Source organism: Neisseria musculi (assembly GCF_014297595.2).
GTDB classification, from domain to species: domain Bacteria; phylum Pseudomonadota; class Gammaproteobacteria; order Burkholderiales; family Neisseriaceae; genus Neisseria; species Neisseria musculi.
On record NZ_CP060414.2, the window covers coordinates 168,486 to 182,397 of the forward strand.

13 protein-coding genes, 1 pseudogene and 1 CRISPR repeat array are annotated in these 13,912 nt (G+C 51.9%); of the genes and pseudogenes, 7 read left to right on the forward strand and 7 right to left on the reverse strand.

Going from position 1 to position 13,912, the window contains the following annotated elements:
* Window positions 1–64 precede the first annotated feature (64 nt).
* Window positions 65–697, reverse strand: coding sequence for a glycerol-3-phosphate 1-O-acyltransferase PlsY (plsY, locus tag H7A79_RS00755; RefSeq protein WP_135036913.1), 633 nt, complete (start codon window positions 695–697; stop codon window positions 65–67).
* Between the two features lie 60 nt (window positions 698–757).
* On the opposite strand from plsY, the gene folB reads away from it, so the two are divergent.
* From folB to H7A79_RS00775, 4 genes are all read left to right on the forward strand, one after another.
* Entirely contained in the window at window positions 758–1,108 is a 351-nt protein-coding gene (gene folB / locus H7A79_RS00760; RefSeq protein WP_135036910.1) for a dihydroneopterin aldolase, read from the forward strand.
* A gap of 511 nt (window positions 1,109–1,619) precedes the next feature.
* Entirely contained in the window at window positions 1,620–1,847 is a 228-nt protein-coding gene (locus tag H7A79_RS00765) for a hypothetical protein (protein WP_135036191.1), read from the forward strand.
* 394 nt (window positions 1,848–2,241) lie between these two features.
* A complete protein-coding gene (locus H7A79_RS00770; RefSeq protein ID WP_187000758.1) occupies window positions 2,242–3,066 on the forward strand; it encodes a hypothetical protein in 825 nt (274 codons plus the stop codon).
* 2 nt (window positions 3,067–3,068) lie between these two features.
* Entirely contained in the window at window positions 3,069–3,380 is a 312-nt protein-coding gene (locus H7A79_RS00775) for a hypothetical protein (protein WP_187000759.1), read from the forward strand.
* Window positions 3,381–4,253: 873 nt separating this feature from the next.
* Here the strand turns inward: H7A79_RS00775 and H7A79_RS00780 are convergent.
* From H7A79_RS00780 to H7A79_RS15140, 3 genes are all read right to left on the reverse strand, one after another.
* Window positions 4,254–4,937 carry a 16S rRNA pseudouridine(516) synthase gene (locus tag H7A79_RS00780; protein ID WP_187000760.1) on the reverse strand — a complete coding sequence of 228 codons (684 nt, stop codon included), beginning with the start codon at window positions 4,935–4,937 and terminating at the stop codon, window positions 4,254–4,256.
* A 501-nt stretch (window positions 4,938–5,438) separates the two neighbouring features.
* Window positions 5,439–5,633, reverse strand: a complete 195-nt coding sequence (locus H7A79_RS00785; RefSeq protein WP_353663628.1) for an IS3 family transposase — start codon at window positions 5,631–5,633, stop codon at window positions 5,439–5,441.
* A gap of 309 nt (window positions 5,634–5,942) precedes the next feature.
* Window positions 5,943–6,197 carry an IS3 family transposase gene (locus H7A79_RS15140; RefSeq protein WP_187000022.1) on the reverse strand — a complete coding sequence of 85 codons (255 nt, stop codon included), beginning with the start codon at window positions 6,195–6,197 and terminating at the stop codon, window positions 5,943–5,945.
* A 643-nt stretch (window positions 6,198–6,840) separates the two neighbouring features.
* On the opposite strand from H7A79_RS15140, the gene cas1 reads away from it, so the two are divergent.
* The 3 genes and pseudogenes from cas1 (at window position 6,841) to H7A79_RS00805 (ending at window position 10,386) form a co-directional block, all read left to right on the forward strand.
* Entirely contained in the window at window positions 6,841–7,749 is a 909-nt protein-coding gene (cas1, locus tag H7A79_RS00795) for a type II CRISPR-associated endonuclease Cas1 (RefSeq protein WP_187000332.1), read from the forward strand.
* Window positions 7,742–8,068 carry a CRISPR-associated endonuclease Cas2 gene (cas2, locus tag H7A79_RS00800; RefSeq protein ID WP_135033316.1) on the forward strand — a complete coding sequence of 109 codons (327 nt, stop codon included), beginning with the start codon at window positions 7,742–7,744 and terminating at the stop codon, window positions 8,066–8,068. Before cas1 ends, cas2 begins: the two co-directional genes overlap by 8 nt.
* Window positions 8,069–8,131: 63 nt before the next feature.
* Window positions 8,132–9,553: a CRISPR direct-repeat array (repeat unit 36 nt; unit sequence ATTGTAGCACTGCGAGATGAAAGAGGAAGCTACAAC).
* Between the two features lie 191 nt (window positions 9,554–9,744).
* Window positions 9,745–10,386: pseudogene (locus H7A79_RS00805) on the forward strand (IS1595 family transposase).
* 247 nt (window positions 10,387–10,633) lie between these two features.
* Here the strand turns inward: H7A79_RS00805 and recD are convergent.
* The 3 genes from recD to H7A79_RS00820 form a co-directional block, all read right to left on the reverse strand.
* On the reverse strand, window positions 10,634–12,370 hold the full coding sequence (gene recD / locus H7A79_RS00810; RefSeq protein WP_187000762.1) for an exodeoxyribonuclease V subunit alpha: 1,737 nt from the start codon (window positions 12,368–12,370) through the stop codon (window positions 10,634–10,636).
* Between the two features lie 374 nt (window positions 12,371–12,744).
* Window positions 12,745–13,239 (reverse strand): thiol peroxidase, encoded by a 495-nt coding sequence (gene tpx, locus H7A79_RS00815; protein WP_135037469.1) that lies wholly within the window; start codon window positions 13,237–13,239, stop codon window positions 12,745–12,747.
* 24 nt (window positions 13,240–13,263) lie between these two features.
* Window positions 13,264–13,869 (reverse strand): DUF4230 domain-containing protein, encoded by a 606-nt coding sequence (locus H7A79_RS00820; protein WP_187000763.1) that lies wholly within the window; start codon window positions 13,867–13,869, stop codon window positions 13,264–13,266.
* Window positions 13,870–13,912 lie beyond the last annotated feature (43 nt).

Below are 13,912 nucleotides of genomic sequence, written 5' to 3' on the forward strand. Positions count from 1 at the left end.
TATTTTGTATCCGTTAAATTCCATCAAATGCAAAAAAGCAGCCCGGGCTGCTTTTTATTTGTTTTTATTCGGTTTTCCTATCAGATTGCTGCTTTGCGGTTTTCTCGCCGATTTTACTTTCTTTCCCGCGCAAGAGATTGCCGATATTGCTTTTATGCCGGTAAAGCACCAAAAGGGCGATGGCCGCCGTAGCCCATACCCACGAAGGGTAGGGCATAAAGAAACAGGCAGCCAGCGGGCTGATAAGGGTGGCCGCCAATGCCGCCAACGAAGATACCTTGAAACCGAAAGCCATCACCAGCCAAACCGCCGCACACACCAAAGCGGTCGGCCACGACAATGCCAATAACACCCCCAAAGCAGTAGCCACGCCTTTACCGCCTTTGAAGCCGAAAAATACCGGCCACATATGGCCGGCCAGCGCGGCCACGGCAACCAGGGCGATGGTTGCCGGATCCAAGCCGAGCGGTTCTTGCAGCCATTTTGCCAGCAATACGGCCACCAAACCTTTGAGCGCATCGCCCAACAGGGTGAGTGCGGCCGCTTTTTTCCTGCCGCTGCGCAAAACATTGGTGGCACCGGGGTTTCCCGAACCGTAGGTGCGCGGGTCGGCCATGCCGTAGAATTTCGACACAATCACCGCAAAAGAAAGCGAACCGATCACATAACCGGCAGTTACAACCAAGAAATTAAACATTACAGCAACTTTTGTTTTAGAATCGAAACCGATTTTAACGTGAAAACGGCACAACTGAAAATGGATAAAATTTTTTTACACGGCATGAAAGCCGAAACCTTAATCGGCGTTTATGACTGGGAACGCGGGCAGCCGCAAACCCTGCTGCTGGATTTGGTGGTCGGCGTGCCTGAAAAGTCGGGTGCCGGCGATGACATCAACGGTACCATCCACTATGCCGATGCATGCGCAGCCGTGCGCGCCAGCTTGAAAAACCAGCGGTTTTTACTGCTTGAAGCATTGGCGGAACACATTGCCGATTTGATGTTTTCCGATTTCGGAGCACAGTGGGTGCGGGTGAAGATTGTGAAGCCCGGCATTCTGCCCGATGTGCGCGAAGTAGGCGTGGAAATCGAACGCAGCATAAACTGAAAACAAATCAAACCGTTGTTCAGACGGCCTGATATTGCCCTCAGGAAAGGGGGCATTTTGACATTCCTCCTCAACAAACCCGATTCATTACAAACCGTTACCCGCCACACTCTTGCATGCCTCACCGTGTCCGCCGCCCACCCTTGCCCGCCTCCGGCCAAACACCCGCCGCCGCATCAGTGCGGTAAGCTCCGGCCTGCTTTTCCCGCAACCTTTGGCCGTCTGAACGCAGCGGCTCGGGCAGACCGCCCGGCAAAAAGCCTGAAAGAGGCTGTTAAGCCGGTACAGCCCGTTTAGTTTGGCGTTGAAGTATCCGTTTGTGAAAGTAAGTTGAACGGTCATCAGCCTGCCGCATCGCCACGCCTGAACCCGAGCGCTTTCCCAAATCCTGCACCGCCTGCGTATTCCGTGAATCAAGCCATGATTGCCTCTGCCTGCAAACCGTCAATTATCCTGCCCGAACCCCTGTTGTGCAGGATAAAACCTTATCCGAAGCGGAGCATCCGGCCGTTTGGCCGAGCGTGAAATGATGGATAGGGAACCCGAACCTGCCAAACGCCGTGCCGGCACAGGCAAAGCAGGCGGGCGGCGGCGTTTTGGGGAGCGGCAGCATGGAAACACCGCCGTGTGTGCGTATCGCGCCCCTTATCCGGCAGGGGGCAGAAACGTGCATCTCATATATATGCTGTGCTGGCGCGCGGGCGTATCGTTCATCCAACAGGGTAAAAACACCGTCTGAAAGCTGCCCGGCCGTCTGAAAGCGTATCGTCCCCTTTATCCAAACAGGGGGGCAAAAACTGAAGCTGCTGCACACTTTCTACACCGCCCCGTTTCGTTCCCCTTATCCAAACAGGAGGGCAAAACCGGGTTGCGCCGAGAAAGGAACTGCCGAAGCGTATCATTCCCCTTATCCGGCAGGGGGCAGAAACGTGCATCTCATATATATGCTGTGCTGGCGCGCGGGCGTATCGTTCATCCAACAGGGTAAAAACACCGTCTGAAAGCTGCCCGGCCGTCTGAAAGCGTATCGTCCCCTTTATCCAAACAGGGGGGGCAAAAACTGAAGCTGCTGCACACTTTCTACACCGCCCCGTTTCGTTCCCCTTATCCAAACAGGAGGGCAAAACCGGGTTGTGCCGAGAAAGGAACTGCCGAAGCGTATCGCCTCCTTGCCCGACAGACGGGCAGAAACGGTAGCGGCCGTAAGCACCGAGCAGAAGGCGTTTGAAATATGCTCCCGCCTTAACCGGCCCAACCGGTTTTCCGGCTCATGGAACACTTTCTTTGCCCGCAGTCATCCGCCGGTTGCAGACGGTGGGCGTGCGTTGGAAAATGCCGGGCTGCTCACACTTTTGATGCCGGGAAGCTTGTGTTGTCTGCCGAAGCAACGGCTGCGTGATTTTCGGGCGTTGGCGAAAAAGCCGAGCGCACGGGCGGGCGGTTTTTATCACGCCGCCGGCCGGCAACCGGGAACTTGGGAGTCGTTATGCGGGCGTTTGCTGCCGTTTTATCACTACTCCGGTCGGCAGGAACCGATAACTCGGTTGCAGCGATACGCTGTGGATGAAAAGTTTTATCACGCCGCCCGCCGGCGGAAACCGATAATGCTGTGGCAGATATTTGAAAGGAACTCGGTTTTATCACTCGGCCGGCCGTCTGAAGCGGCCATGCCCGATACCGGCGCGTCCGTTTCAGACGGCCGTCAATCCCGCCTTTGCCGGATTCCCTGCCCGGTTCGGGGCAAGGCGGCACCGCCCGTCAATATGCCGGCGTCCGATGCCTCCCCGCTTTGCCGGCGGGGGCGGCCGAAAGAAAAAACGCCCGCTTTTATCAACCGCTTTCCCGGGCCGGCCATCGGTCAGCAGGCGTTTGCAGACGGCCGAATCGCAAACCGGCCCTGCACGACTTTCTGCCCTGCGCCCCGCCGGTTGCCCAAACGGAGCGCAAAGGCTGCCTGAAAATGTTTTCAGACGGCCAATGCCGCAATTATTGCGGGGTGCGGTTGGCAGTGCAGCTTCAAAGGCCGTTGATACTTATTCTGAACAGTTGGCAGGTGCAGTTAAACAAGGTAATGATTCGGGTGCTCATGACGGCAGGAGCGGCATTGGATAATTTGCCGGGTGGGGGGGGGGCGGTTTCTTCTGTTGCCAAGGGTGTCGGGCGCGGTCTCGGTATGTTGCTGTCTGAAAACAGCAGCGGTTTGGGTTTCAGTGATGCCGTTTCCGGTGTGTATGCGCTTGGTTGGGCGGTATCATTATTGGGCAAGCTGTGAATAACGCCTTTTCCCGTTTTTCTGATAACAGACCGCCTGAAAATGCGCAAGGGGGTGTCGCCTCCATCGGGCGGAAAGTGCCCGAATGCCCGGAAAAACGGCACACCGCTATCACGGCTTTGATGGGGTTGCTCCGTCTGCAGGCCCGCGTAGCGGCACCGGGTCGGCCGCAAACCTGACGGAAGGCCGTCTGAAAGCTTTAATCTTGGCATTAGTTTAGAAGGCTGCTACGCTATTCCCACGAAGCTAATGATGGTAGAGAATACGTTGGCCGAATATTGAAATAATGTTGTAAAGCTCTTGTTTACAAATCAACAAAACTGCTGCAGCAGCGGTTTTGTTGCGTAGGCAGCTGCTCGACTAGAACGGCATGGAACTAGATAAAAGTTTTTATAATGGATCCGCTTAACTTTCGCTACGGCGTTGTCTGCGCCTTGCTGTAATATTTGCTGTAATATACTGTTTACGGCTTGCTGCGTTGTATCGAAAATTAGTTCAATCCACTATATGTGATGAACGCAATATTGATCGTTATACCGAATTTGTAGATATGATGTAGAGTATATTTGTGTAGTGGCTGAGCAGCATTAATATTTATAGATATAGTTAACTTTAAATATTATGAATTAAAAAAATTTGTGTTAAAAAAAACCATCTATACTAAGGGGAAAAGTATAGATGGCCAAACACATTACGGGGAAAACGTCTTACTCACTTACTTACTCCTTTCGGAGCAAGTGTTACTCAGACAGATAAATTATATAATAGTTCATCAGTTTTGGCATTAAGTTTTGTAAACCACTTTCTAAATAATGCAACCTATTGCTTTATAATTAAAAATATATTTAATACTGTTGTCATTTTGGTCGTTGTTTACATAAATATAAACTTCCAGCTACCCTCGGGCAGATTTTCAGTAGTTTGGTTGCCGAATTTGCAGCGATGGAGTTGTTCTACACGGTTGCCGGCGGCAGCTATCATACGTTTAACTTGATGATATTTGCCTTCGGTGATGGTGAGCATTAGCGTGTGGGAAGATTCGAGCGTGGCATCGGCAGCAGTTACAATTTCATTTTCATCACGAAGCAGAACGCCGTTTTTGAGAGTGGCGCACAAGGTTTTACCCGCAGCGTGTTTGAGTGTAACGCGGTATAATTTAGGTATCTTACATTTGGGTGAAGTTTGGCGGTGGTTGAAACCGCCATCGTTGGTAATCAACAACACTCCGGTGGTGTCGGCATCCAAACGGCCGACAGCCTGCATCGACAAGCGGCGCATATGGTTGGGAAACAGGCTGAATACGCTGGGATAGTGCTGTGGTTTATGTGATGTTTCATAACCCGCAGGCTTATTGAGTAAGATATAAAAATAAGGCATGGGCACAACCACCAACGATTCACCATTGATTTCAAGAGTGCGTATTTCTTCGGGGCGGATAGTACAGCGCGTATCGTTATACAGGATACCGTTGATAGCAATACCGTTGTTTTCAATCAGCTGCAGACACTCTTTACGGCTGCCTATGCCTTGCGATTGAAGATATTTGAAAAGTTGCATAGTGAAAGGTAAGCAGGTTTTCAGACGGCCTGATTGTACTGCAAGGCCGTCTGAAAACCTATTTTCTATAACACAGTTGATCCAATTACTACACGCCTCGTTGAGCCACTATAGAAAATTTCAGCATTATTTATATTTTGGGGGTCGGTATCGGTTATCAGTTGCGACAGGCTGCTAAAATCAAGATAACACACTATAAATTAAATAAGCACCCCAAAGAAAACCGCTTGAATATTTTATACCTTATACTGGGAACCGCCGCACATTCGGCTGCCGATATCCCAGCATCCAACCTGATACCGTCATTATCTTATACCGCAAAGTCTCTCGTCATCAGCTATGATTTGGTTTTGGAAGTAGATCAGGCTTTTGGGTGTTAACCCCATCAAATCCAAGCCACAGTTGCAGTCTGAAATTGATCTGTCTGTGTGAACTCCCCCAAAAAAGTTGGACAGCTTAACCAATCGACTCCCAAAGCCTGAATCCTGTATGGCACAGAACTCAATCCTTTTCATTCCAATTAATCCCATTATGGTTGCAGTAACGGATAGATTCGCGCAAAGCCGCTTCCGGTTCGGCAGCGGAAGCGTATTTGCGCGTATGGAAACATTCCGACTTTAACATGCCGGAGAAGCTTTCCACGGCCGCATTGCCCAAACAGTTTCCTTGCGCGACATGTTTTGCACCGGTTTGCATTTGCCCGATTCAATTTGGTAATCAAGCACCTGATACCGCACCCATACCGATCCGAATGCAGTATCGGCTTTTCAGACGGCCTTGACTTCTCCAATGCCTCTTTCAACATCTTGCCGGCCAAATTGAAAGCAGGCCGGGTGGGGGTGCGGCAACCGATGATTTCTCCGTTAAACCAGTCCGTCAGCGGCAACAGTTGCGCTTTTTCCCACCGGCATCGAGTCCGGCAACCGATGATTGCCTTGTTGAACCAATCCATCAGCGAAGAAAGATACAACTTTTCTCCCGCATTATTGAGCTCCGTGGCAGCCCTTACCCGTTTCCCATTTGGCTTTTCCGCCTTGAAACGGCGTTGCAGGATAGCGGCACAACGTTGCCGGCCTCTTTCGAACGGGCGATGGACGGCATTGGCACCGCCGTACCGCCGCCCCGGCCCGACACCGCCTTCAGACGGCTGATTGTCTTGTGGTTGGCCAACATCCCTGCATAGCGGATTGCCGCCGTTATCCTGCGGCAGCCGCAGCGTCCTTTGTGTTGCCGGCAAGCCGCACGGATATGCCGTTTCAAACCGGCATATTGGTCTTCTGCCGAATGCGCTGCCGGTTGGCAGCAGAAGGCAGTAGCATGTACCGCGCCCCGAATCTTCCCCGGCGCCGTCTGAGCAGCCGTGGCTGCGGAAGATACTACGCGGCTGCCCCGTCATCTCCAAAGCCGTTTCAAAGGATAGTCCTGCCTTAATCCTGAGACGACTCGGCATCTTTCTGCCGCGCTTCGTTCTTCCCGGATTCAGACATCGGGCTGTTTTCAGACGGCCTTTGCCCGCGGTATCGGGCGGTTGTCGGGCCGGTATGGAATCCGCCGGCCGGGGCGCGTCCCTTTGGGGATACCCCTTCATTTCTGACCATGACATGGCGTTCATCTTGAGATTCAAAGGGTTGCAATCCAAAGGGCAGTCGGAGATGCCCTGTTGCGGGTTGATGCTGCCCTCCCCGTGAAGAATATAACGCGATGCCTGTTTGCGAATGGTAGTGCGGTTTAGAGAAAAAACGTTGGCGGTGTGTTTTTACCATGCCTACAGGGTATTTCACGGCTTTTAATTTGAATCCGTTTGAATACTTTGCCGTAAAAAACTGCATCTCAGATAGCGGGGGATGGTGTCTGGTTTTTGGGGGCAGTTCATTTCAGACGGCCTTTTTATAAAGGGAATTTTATGAGCTGGCGCAGTATCCTTATTAGCAAACCTGCCCGCCTGTCGTTACAGCAAAACCACTTGCTGATCCAACAAGACGATACAGTTCCCGTACCGCTGGAAGACATTGCCGTGATTGTGGTCGAATCGCGCGAGGTAGTGCTTACCGCTCCGCTGCTATCGGCACTGGCACAATACGGCATCACTCTGCTCACCTGTGATGAGCAGTTTCTGCCCTGCGGGCAATGGCTGCCCTTTGCCCGCTACCACCGCAGCCTGAAAATCCTAAAATATCAAATGGAAATGACCCTGCCGCAGAAAAAGCAGCTTTGGCAGCAGATTGTGAAACAGAAAATCCGCAATCAGGCCTGGCTGCTGGACTACAGCGGACACGATATTGCGGCAGGCCGTCTGAACGCATTGGCCGACAGCGTGAAATCGGGCGATAAAAACTTTGCCGAAAGCCAAGCGGCCGCGCTCTATTTCCGCGTACTGTTTGGCGAACACTTTACCCGCAGCCACGATAATGCCGTGAATGCCTGCTTGAATTACGGTTACAGCATCGTGCGTTCCGCTGTTGCCCGCGCTTTGGTGCAGTATGGCTTTCTGCCTGCACTGGGCCTGCAGCATCATAGCGGATTAAACGCCTTTAACCTGGCCGATGACTTTATCGAGCCCTACCGCCCGATGGTGGATTTACTGGTATGGGAAAACGGCTTTACAAACGGGTTGCCGGATACGCTGACTCCGCAGGCCAAGCAAAAATTGGTGTCATTGCTGCACTGCCAAATCAAACTTGATAGGCGCAGTTATTCCCTATTGGCTGCCATCGACCGCACCGTACAGTCTTTTCAGACGGCCTTAACCGGCGGTTCAAAAAATTTGAAGTTGCCCGAGATGCTTCCTTTAAAGGTGCAGGATTATGAGTGAGGCCAAGTTTATGCGCTTAATCGTATTTTTCGACCTTCCGGTCACCACCGTAGAAAAACGCAAAGCCGCCAGCCAATTTCGGAAATTTTTGCAAAAAGACGGCTACCAAATGCTGCAATTATCTGTTTACTCCCGCATCGTACGCGGCAGAGATGCGTTGCAGAAACACCACAAACGGCTGCAGGCACACTTGCCGGAGGAGGGGCAAGTCCGCTATTTAGAGGTAACCGAAAAGCAATTTGCAGGCATGATTATGCTGATCGGCGAGCCGAAACCGCGTGAAAAAAAGGTGAATGCCGACCAACTTTTACTGTTTTGACACAGTTTTTCAGAGCAAAATAAAGCAGGGAATCCTTATAAAACAAGGATTCCCTGCTTGGGTATTGTAGCACTGCGAGATGAAAGAGGAAGCTACAACATCGGTATGGAGCGGTATGCAAAGGCGAAAATTGTAGCACTGCGAGATGAAAGAGGAAGCTACAACCCATGATAGATTACTACGCTCCAACACACTATTGTAGCACTGCGAGATGAAAGAGGAAGCTACAACTTCTCTTTTGCCGATGACAAAAAATTTAAGATTGTAGCACTGCGAGATGAAAGAGGAAGCTACAACGGCGGCTTGCTTCTTTCACGTCCTGCACGTATTGTAGCACTGCGAGATGAAAGAGGAAGCTACAACCCTGAACACGCCGGGTGTAACCGAAGTATTATTGTAGCACTGCGAGATGAAAGAGGAAGCTACAACTCGACGAGGCACTGGGCAGCAGTTGGTTTAATTGTAGCACTGCGAGATGAAAGAGGAAGCTACAACGTGGAAACGGGAAATAATGATTTCATACCTATTGTAGCACTGCGAGATGAAAGAGGAAGCTACAACTGAATGCCAAAATTGAGGAAGAGAAACAAAATTGTAGCACTGCGAGATGAAAGAGGAAGCTACAACAAACGCCTGATAAAGGGCAAATATGTAGATATTGTAGCACTGCGAGATGAAAGAGGAAGCTACAACGTCATTGTCGGAATGGCATCGTGCTGGGAAATTGTAGCACTGCGAGATGAAAGAGGAAGCTACAACAAGACCTGAATTGGCCAAATATGCTTATGAATTGTAGCACTGCGAGATGAAAGAGGAAGCTACAACGTTATTACGTTGCCCGATGGCGGCATTGTCATTGTAGCACTGCGAGATGAAAGAGGAAGCTACAACAGGACATATACAATTACAATTAAAGAAATCATTGTAGCACTGCGAGATGAAAGAGGAAGCTACAACAATACAAATCGCCCATTATTACAAGAAATGATTGTAGCACTGCGAGATGAAAGAGGAAGCTACAACCTTGACTGAACCGGTGGGGATAACAGCATAATTGTAGCACTGCGAGATGAAAGAGGAAGCTACAACGGCGGCTTGCTTCTTTCACGTCCTGCACGTATTGTAGCACTGCGAGATGAAAGAGGAAGCTACAACTCGACGAGGCACTGGGCAGCAGTTGGTTTAATTGTAGCACTGCGAGATGAAAGAGGAAGCTACAACTTCAAACGAACCGCTAATGCTCCGTATGGCATTGTAGCACTGCGAGATGAAAGAGGAAGCTACAACCAGGTATACCACACTTGGCCAATTGGTCAAATTGTAGCACTGCGAGATGAAAGAGGAAGCTACAACCAAAATACAAATGTGGTGGTTACCGACAAAATTGTAGCACTGCGAGATGAGAGAGGAAGCTACAACTGCGAGGTGTGGTTAGATGACTACACCCCCATTGTAGCACTGCGAGATGAGAGAGGAAGCTATAACGGAGATACGGCACGTGCCATGTGCATAATATTGCAGCACTAAGAGAGATGTAGTGAATGAATTTTAATTTGCTATTTCATAAACTTATGATATTAATATATTTGTATAGGGGACTTAGGAAGCAAAATCACCCAATATAGTGATAAGCTTCTGAAATGAAATTAAAAAACAAGTATTAAAAGTGCAGTAAAATTACCGAGCCCAATGCCGTCAGGTCCTGTGGCTTTCCGCCTTCTATTTGAACGCTTCCGATACCGCTAACTAACCGGAATCAGTGTCGGAAGCATTAACAGCCCGTACCTGAAGTTACACCGGTGCCCAGCTGGCGAATGCGGGCAGTACATCTCTTTCTAAGACACCGTAGAATCAGACCAATCCTATTCCAAGGCAAAGCGCATCTGAGGTAAACTCGGGCTGGGAGAGGGAGGCAAAACCATTGTTTTCGGCATCTTAAAACGGGACGACAAAGTCTATACCGAAATCGTGCCGGATACTTCGAAAGCTACACTGCAACAGGTTATTCGAGGGCGGGTTGCTGTTGAAATTGTCATCAATACCGACGGCTGGCGCGGCTATCACGGCTTGGTCGATATGGGCTGTGAAAAGCACTTCAGGGTACATCATGGTGTAGACGAGTTCGCCCGGGGTGCGCAACACATTAACGGCATCGAATTGTTTTGGGGTTATGCCAAAAACCGCTTGGTTAAATTTAACGGTGTACCGAAACAGACTTTTTATTTACACTTAAAGGAAACCTAATTTCGCTTCAATCACAGGCATGATGATCTGTATTAGTCTTGCTTAAAATACTGAGAAATCGACCCTTGGGCTAATTTTTCTTCCTAAGAAACATAAATAATATATTGTTTTTAAACATAAAATATATTTTAGCAAAGGATGTGGACAAGCTGGCCTTTTCCTGTGCCTGAGCCTTTTCTGATGCCCAAAGCCTTGTCTTGCAACGCCTCAAGGCCGTCTGAAACACTTGGATGCTGCCACTTCCCCTGCATGAAAATAACGGCAATCGGCTTTTTCGGGATTTTGCAAACTGCCCGGCCTTATGGTTATAAGGGGCGGGCTTTATTTTCTGCTTTTGGCTGTTTCTCTGTTTATCATTTCGCGCAATGCGCTGCGGCGGTTTTCTTGTGTGGCGCAGGCCGTCTGAAAAGCAAGGCGGCCGCCCCAAAATACAAACCGTTCGCGGGCGCGGGTTACGGCGGTGTAGAGTAGGGCGCGGCTCAGGCCGTGCGGGCTGCCGTTTGCGGCCGGAGGCAGCAGCCAGACTTCGCCGTATTCCGAACCCTGACTTTTGTGCACGGTAACGGCAAATGCGGTTTCGTGGGCGGGCAGGCGGCTCAGGGAAACGGATCGGAACCCGTTTGCGGCAGGAAAGTGCGCAGCCAGCGTGTCGGGACGGTTGTGGTCGGGGAGAATCAGGCCGATGTCGCCGTTAAATAAATCCAGCGTGTAATCGTTGCGCAACACCATCACTATCTGCCCTGCAAACCACGGTGCATCGGCGCGTGCCAAACCATGCCGCTGCAGACAGCGGCGGTAGGCTTCGTTGAATGCGGCGGCATCTTCCCGCCGGGCTGCCAGCACCACCGTGTCGGTGTGGCGGCGGAACGCTTGTCCGGCATCGCCCGAAGCTACTGCCTGCCAATAGGCGGCCTGTTTTTCATAAAAAGCTTCGACCTGTTGTTTGATGCCGCTTGCGCACACGCCGAGTGCTGCGGGAAAACGGGCAAATTGCGCCCATGCGCTTTCTGCATCGCCCGCTATAACGGCATGGGCCAGGCAGCCGATGCCGCTGTCGCTGCCGAAGCGGTGGCTGAACTGCAGGCGGGAGGTGTTGGCCGACAAGGGTGGCGGGTTGCTGCCGACTTTGAAGCCGTGTTGCGGCAGTATGACCGATAATTCTTGCGCAGTGGTGGTGTTTAAAAGGGTTTCTTGCGCCAGTTCGGCCAAAACCGCGCCTGCGCCTACCGAAGGCAGTTGGTTTTCATCGCCCAACAGAATCACGCGGCACCCCGAAGGTATGGCACGCAGCAGTTGCAGCATGAGGGCAAGGTCGAGCATTGAAGCTTCATCTATAACCAACACATCCAGCGGCAGCGGCTGCCCGCTGTGGAAAGCAGGCTGCATCTGCGGCGGGTGCAGCTTCAGCAGGCGGTGTACGGTTTGCCCCTCGAGTTGCAGCAGATGGCGGCAGACAGGCTCGGGCGGTTTGAAATCGCAGACGGCGCGGTGCAGCGCGCGCGCCATATGGGCGGCAGCCTTGCCGGTGGGGGCGGCCAAGGCAATGCGCGGCAATGTACCGGCATTGCTGCACAGCAGCGCCAGAAGTTTGGCCACGGTGGTGGTTTTCCCCGTGCCCGGCCCGCCGCTGATGAGCATAAACGGTTGCAGCAGAGAGAGTGCGGCGGCATCGCGTTGGCCTTCGCTGTTTGCGCCGTCAAACCATTGCGCCAGATTCTGCCCGGCCTGCATCCAATCAACGGGTTGGGTTTCCGCTGCGGCCAGGCGCACGATCTCCCGCGCCAGGTCGTGCTCCAGTTGCCATATCCGGCCGAGAAACAGCCGCCTGCCCACAATCACCAGCGGCATATCGCTGCTGCCGGCTATGCCCGGTATCTGCTGCAAAGCAGCGGTATCGGCATCGTTGAGCCAAATAAAAGCGTGGCCATCTGAAAGCGCTTCAAACAGTTGATATACATAGGGGGCGGCCGTTTCGGCTTCTGCAGGCGCGTGCCGCTGCAACAGCGCAACGGCGGCATCTGCCGCCTGAGTGTAGCCGTTATCATTGAAGGGATACATATTGCTTCCTGTTAAGCCGCGCTTGCAGCAATCGTTTGACCGGCAGCAGAGTGAGTCCACTTAATCCTGTTACAGCTTTTTTTCGCTGCGGCCGGCCGCCTTGTGCTGGAAATAAAACAGATTGACTGACCGCACCTTGCCTAACCTGAGAGGGTTTGTAACCAGCCTGATGGCACAGCCGGAAACATCACCACACCGTGTTGCGGGCGGCGGTGCTGCGGTGCTGCGGTGCTGCGCTGTCGTATGGCTGCCGGCTGTTTCGGGCGTATTTGCAATTTGTGGAAACCAAAACGAAACCAATGATGCCGTTATGGTTTCGGAACAAGGCCGTCTGAAATGTTCAGACGGCCTCGGTTGTTGCATTCAAAGCCGCATTACAATGCCGTTAAAGCCGAGGCATAATCCGGCTCGCGGGCGATTTCGCCCACCAGCTCGCTGTGCAGGACTTGGTTGTTTTCATCCAGCACCACCACCGAGCGGGCGGTCAGCCCTTTGAGTTTGCTGCTGTCGATGGCCACGCCGTAATCGCGGGCAAAGCTGCTGCGGAAAGTGGACAGCATTTCCACATTGTCGATGCCTTCGCCGCCGCAGAAGCGCGCCTGGGCAAACGGCAGGTCGGCAGAAATACACAGCACCACAGCGTTATCCAGGCCGGCCGCTTTTTCGTTGAAGGTGCGCACGGATTGCGCGCACACGCCGGTATCGATGCTGGGGAAAATATTGAGGATTTTGCGTTTTCCCGCAAAGTCGGCCAAGGTTTTTTCGGCCAAACCGCTTGCGGTTAATTGGAAATCGGGCGCAGTCTGCCCTTTTTGTAAAAATACGCCGCCGATTTCAACGGGGTTGCCTTGCAGGGTTACTTGGGACATAGCTTTCCTTTCATATCTAAACAATCAAACTTTGCACGGCGGCAAAGCGGAGGGATAAATGGATACATTGGTTTGCGTGAGCGCAAACAGCGTTTCGAGCCGGCGCCGGGCCTGAACTTGCGCGTGTTCAAGAATATCTGCTTTACAGGCGCTTGCCAACACTTGTTTTTTCGCCTGCTCCTGTACCGAAGCAAACACGCTTTTATCGATAGGGTGCAGGCCGAGCGAACCGGTTTGGATGTCGTACACTTCGATATTGTCGAGGTTAACATCTAGCACCTCTACCGGCGGCAGGCTGATAATCACTTTGCCGTCAACCACATTCACATTGTCGGCAGTGAGTTTGTTTAAATCCAAGCCTGCCAGCACCCGGCCCTGCGCCATAAACAGCCCGGTTTGCGCATCTTGCCACAGCGCATACCAGTTGCCTTTTTTCTGGGTTTTCACAATGGTATCGATATGGAATGCCGTGCTTTCCAGGCGGTTGAGGTTTTGGATTTGCGTGAGTACTCCTTCGCGCGTGAGCACTTGCTGCTCTTGCTGCGGCAGCCTGTCCGACCCATACCGGCCGGCGGCAAAGGCCAGCAGCAACAGCAATACCGCAACAGCGGTGCGGAAAAACGTTTTCATGTGTTCCAACCCCAACCAAAACTGGATAACAGCCCAGATATAA

Excerpts from the sequence above, each read along its gene's own strand:
- H7A79_RS00785 (WP_353663628.1), bottom strand. The coding sequence starts at position 5,633 with ATGCAAACCGGTGCAAAACATGTCGCGCAAGGAAACTGTTTGGGCAAT.
- recD (WP_187000762.1), bottom strand. The coding sequence starts at position 12,370 with ATGTATCCCTTCAATGATAACGGCTACACTCAGGCGGCAGATGCCGCC.
- plsY (WP_135036913.1), bottom strand. The coding sequence starts at position 697 with ATGTTTAATTTCTTGGTTGTAACTGCCGGTTATGTGATCGGTTCGCTT.
- cas1 (WP_187000332.1), top strand. The coding sequence starts at position 6,841 with ATGAGCTGGCGCAGTATCCTTATTAGCAAACCTGCCCGCCTGTCGTTA.
- cas2 (WP_135033316.1), top strand. The coding sequence starts at position 7,742 with ATGAGTGAGGCCAAGTTTATGCGCTTAATCGTATTTTTCGACCTTCCG.
- folB (WP_135036910.1), top strand. The coding sequence starts at position 758 with ATGGATAAAATTTTTTTACACGGCATGAAAGCCGAAACCTTAATCGGC.
- H7A79_RS00780 (WP_187000760.1), bottom strand. The coding sequence starts at position 4,937 with ATGCAACTTTTCAAATATCTTCAATCGCAAGGCATAGGCAGCCGTAAA.
- H7A79_RS00775 (WP_187000759.1), top strand. The coding sequence starts at position 3,069 with ATGTTTTCAGACGGCCAATGCCGCAATTATTGCGGGGTGCGGTTGGCA.
- tpx (WP_135037469.1), bottom strand. The coding sequence starts at position 13,239 with ATGTCCCAAGTAACCCTGCAAGGCAACCCCGTTGAAATCGGCGGCGTA.
- H7A79_RS00820 (WP_187000763.1), bottom strand. The coding sequence starts at position 13,869 with ATGAAAACGTTTTTCCGCACCGCTGTTGCGGTATTGCTGTTGCTGCTG.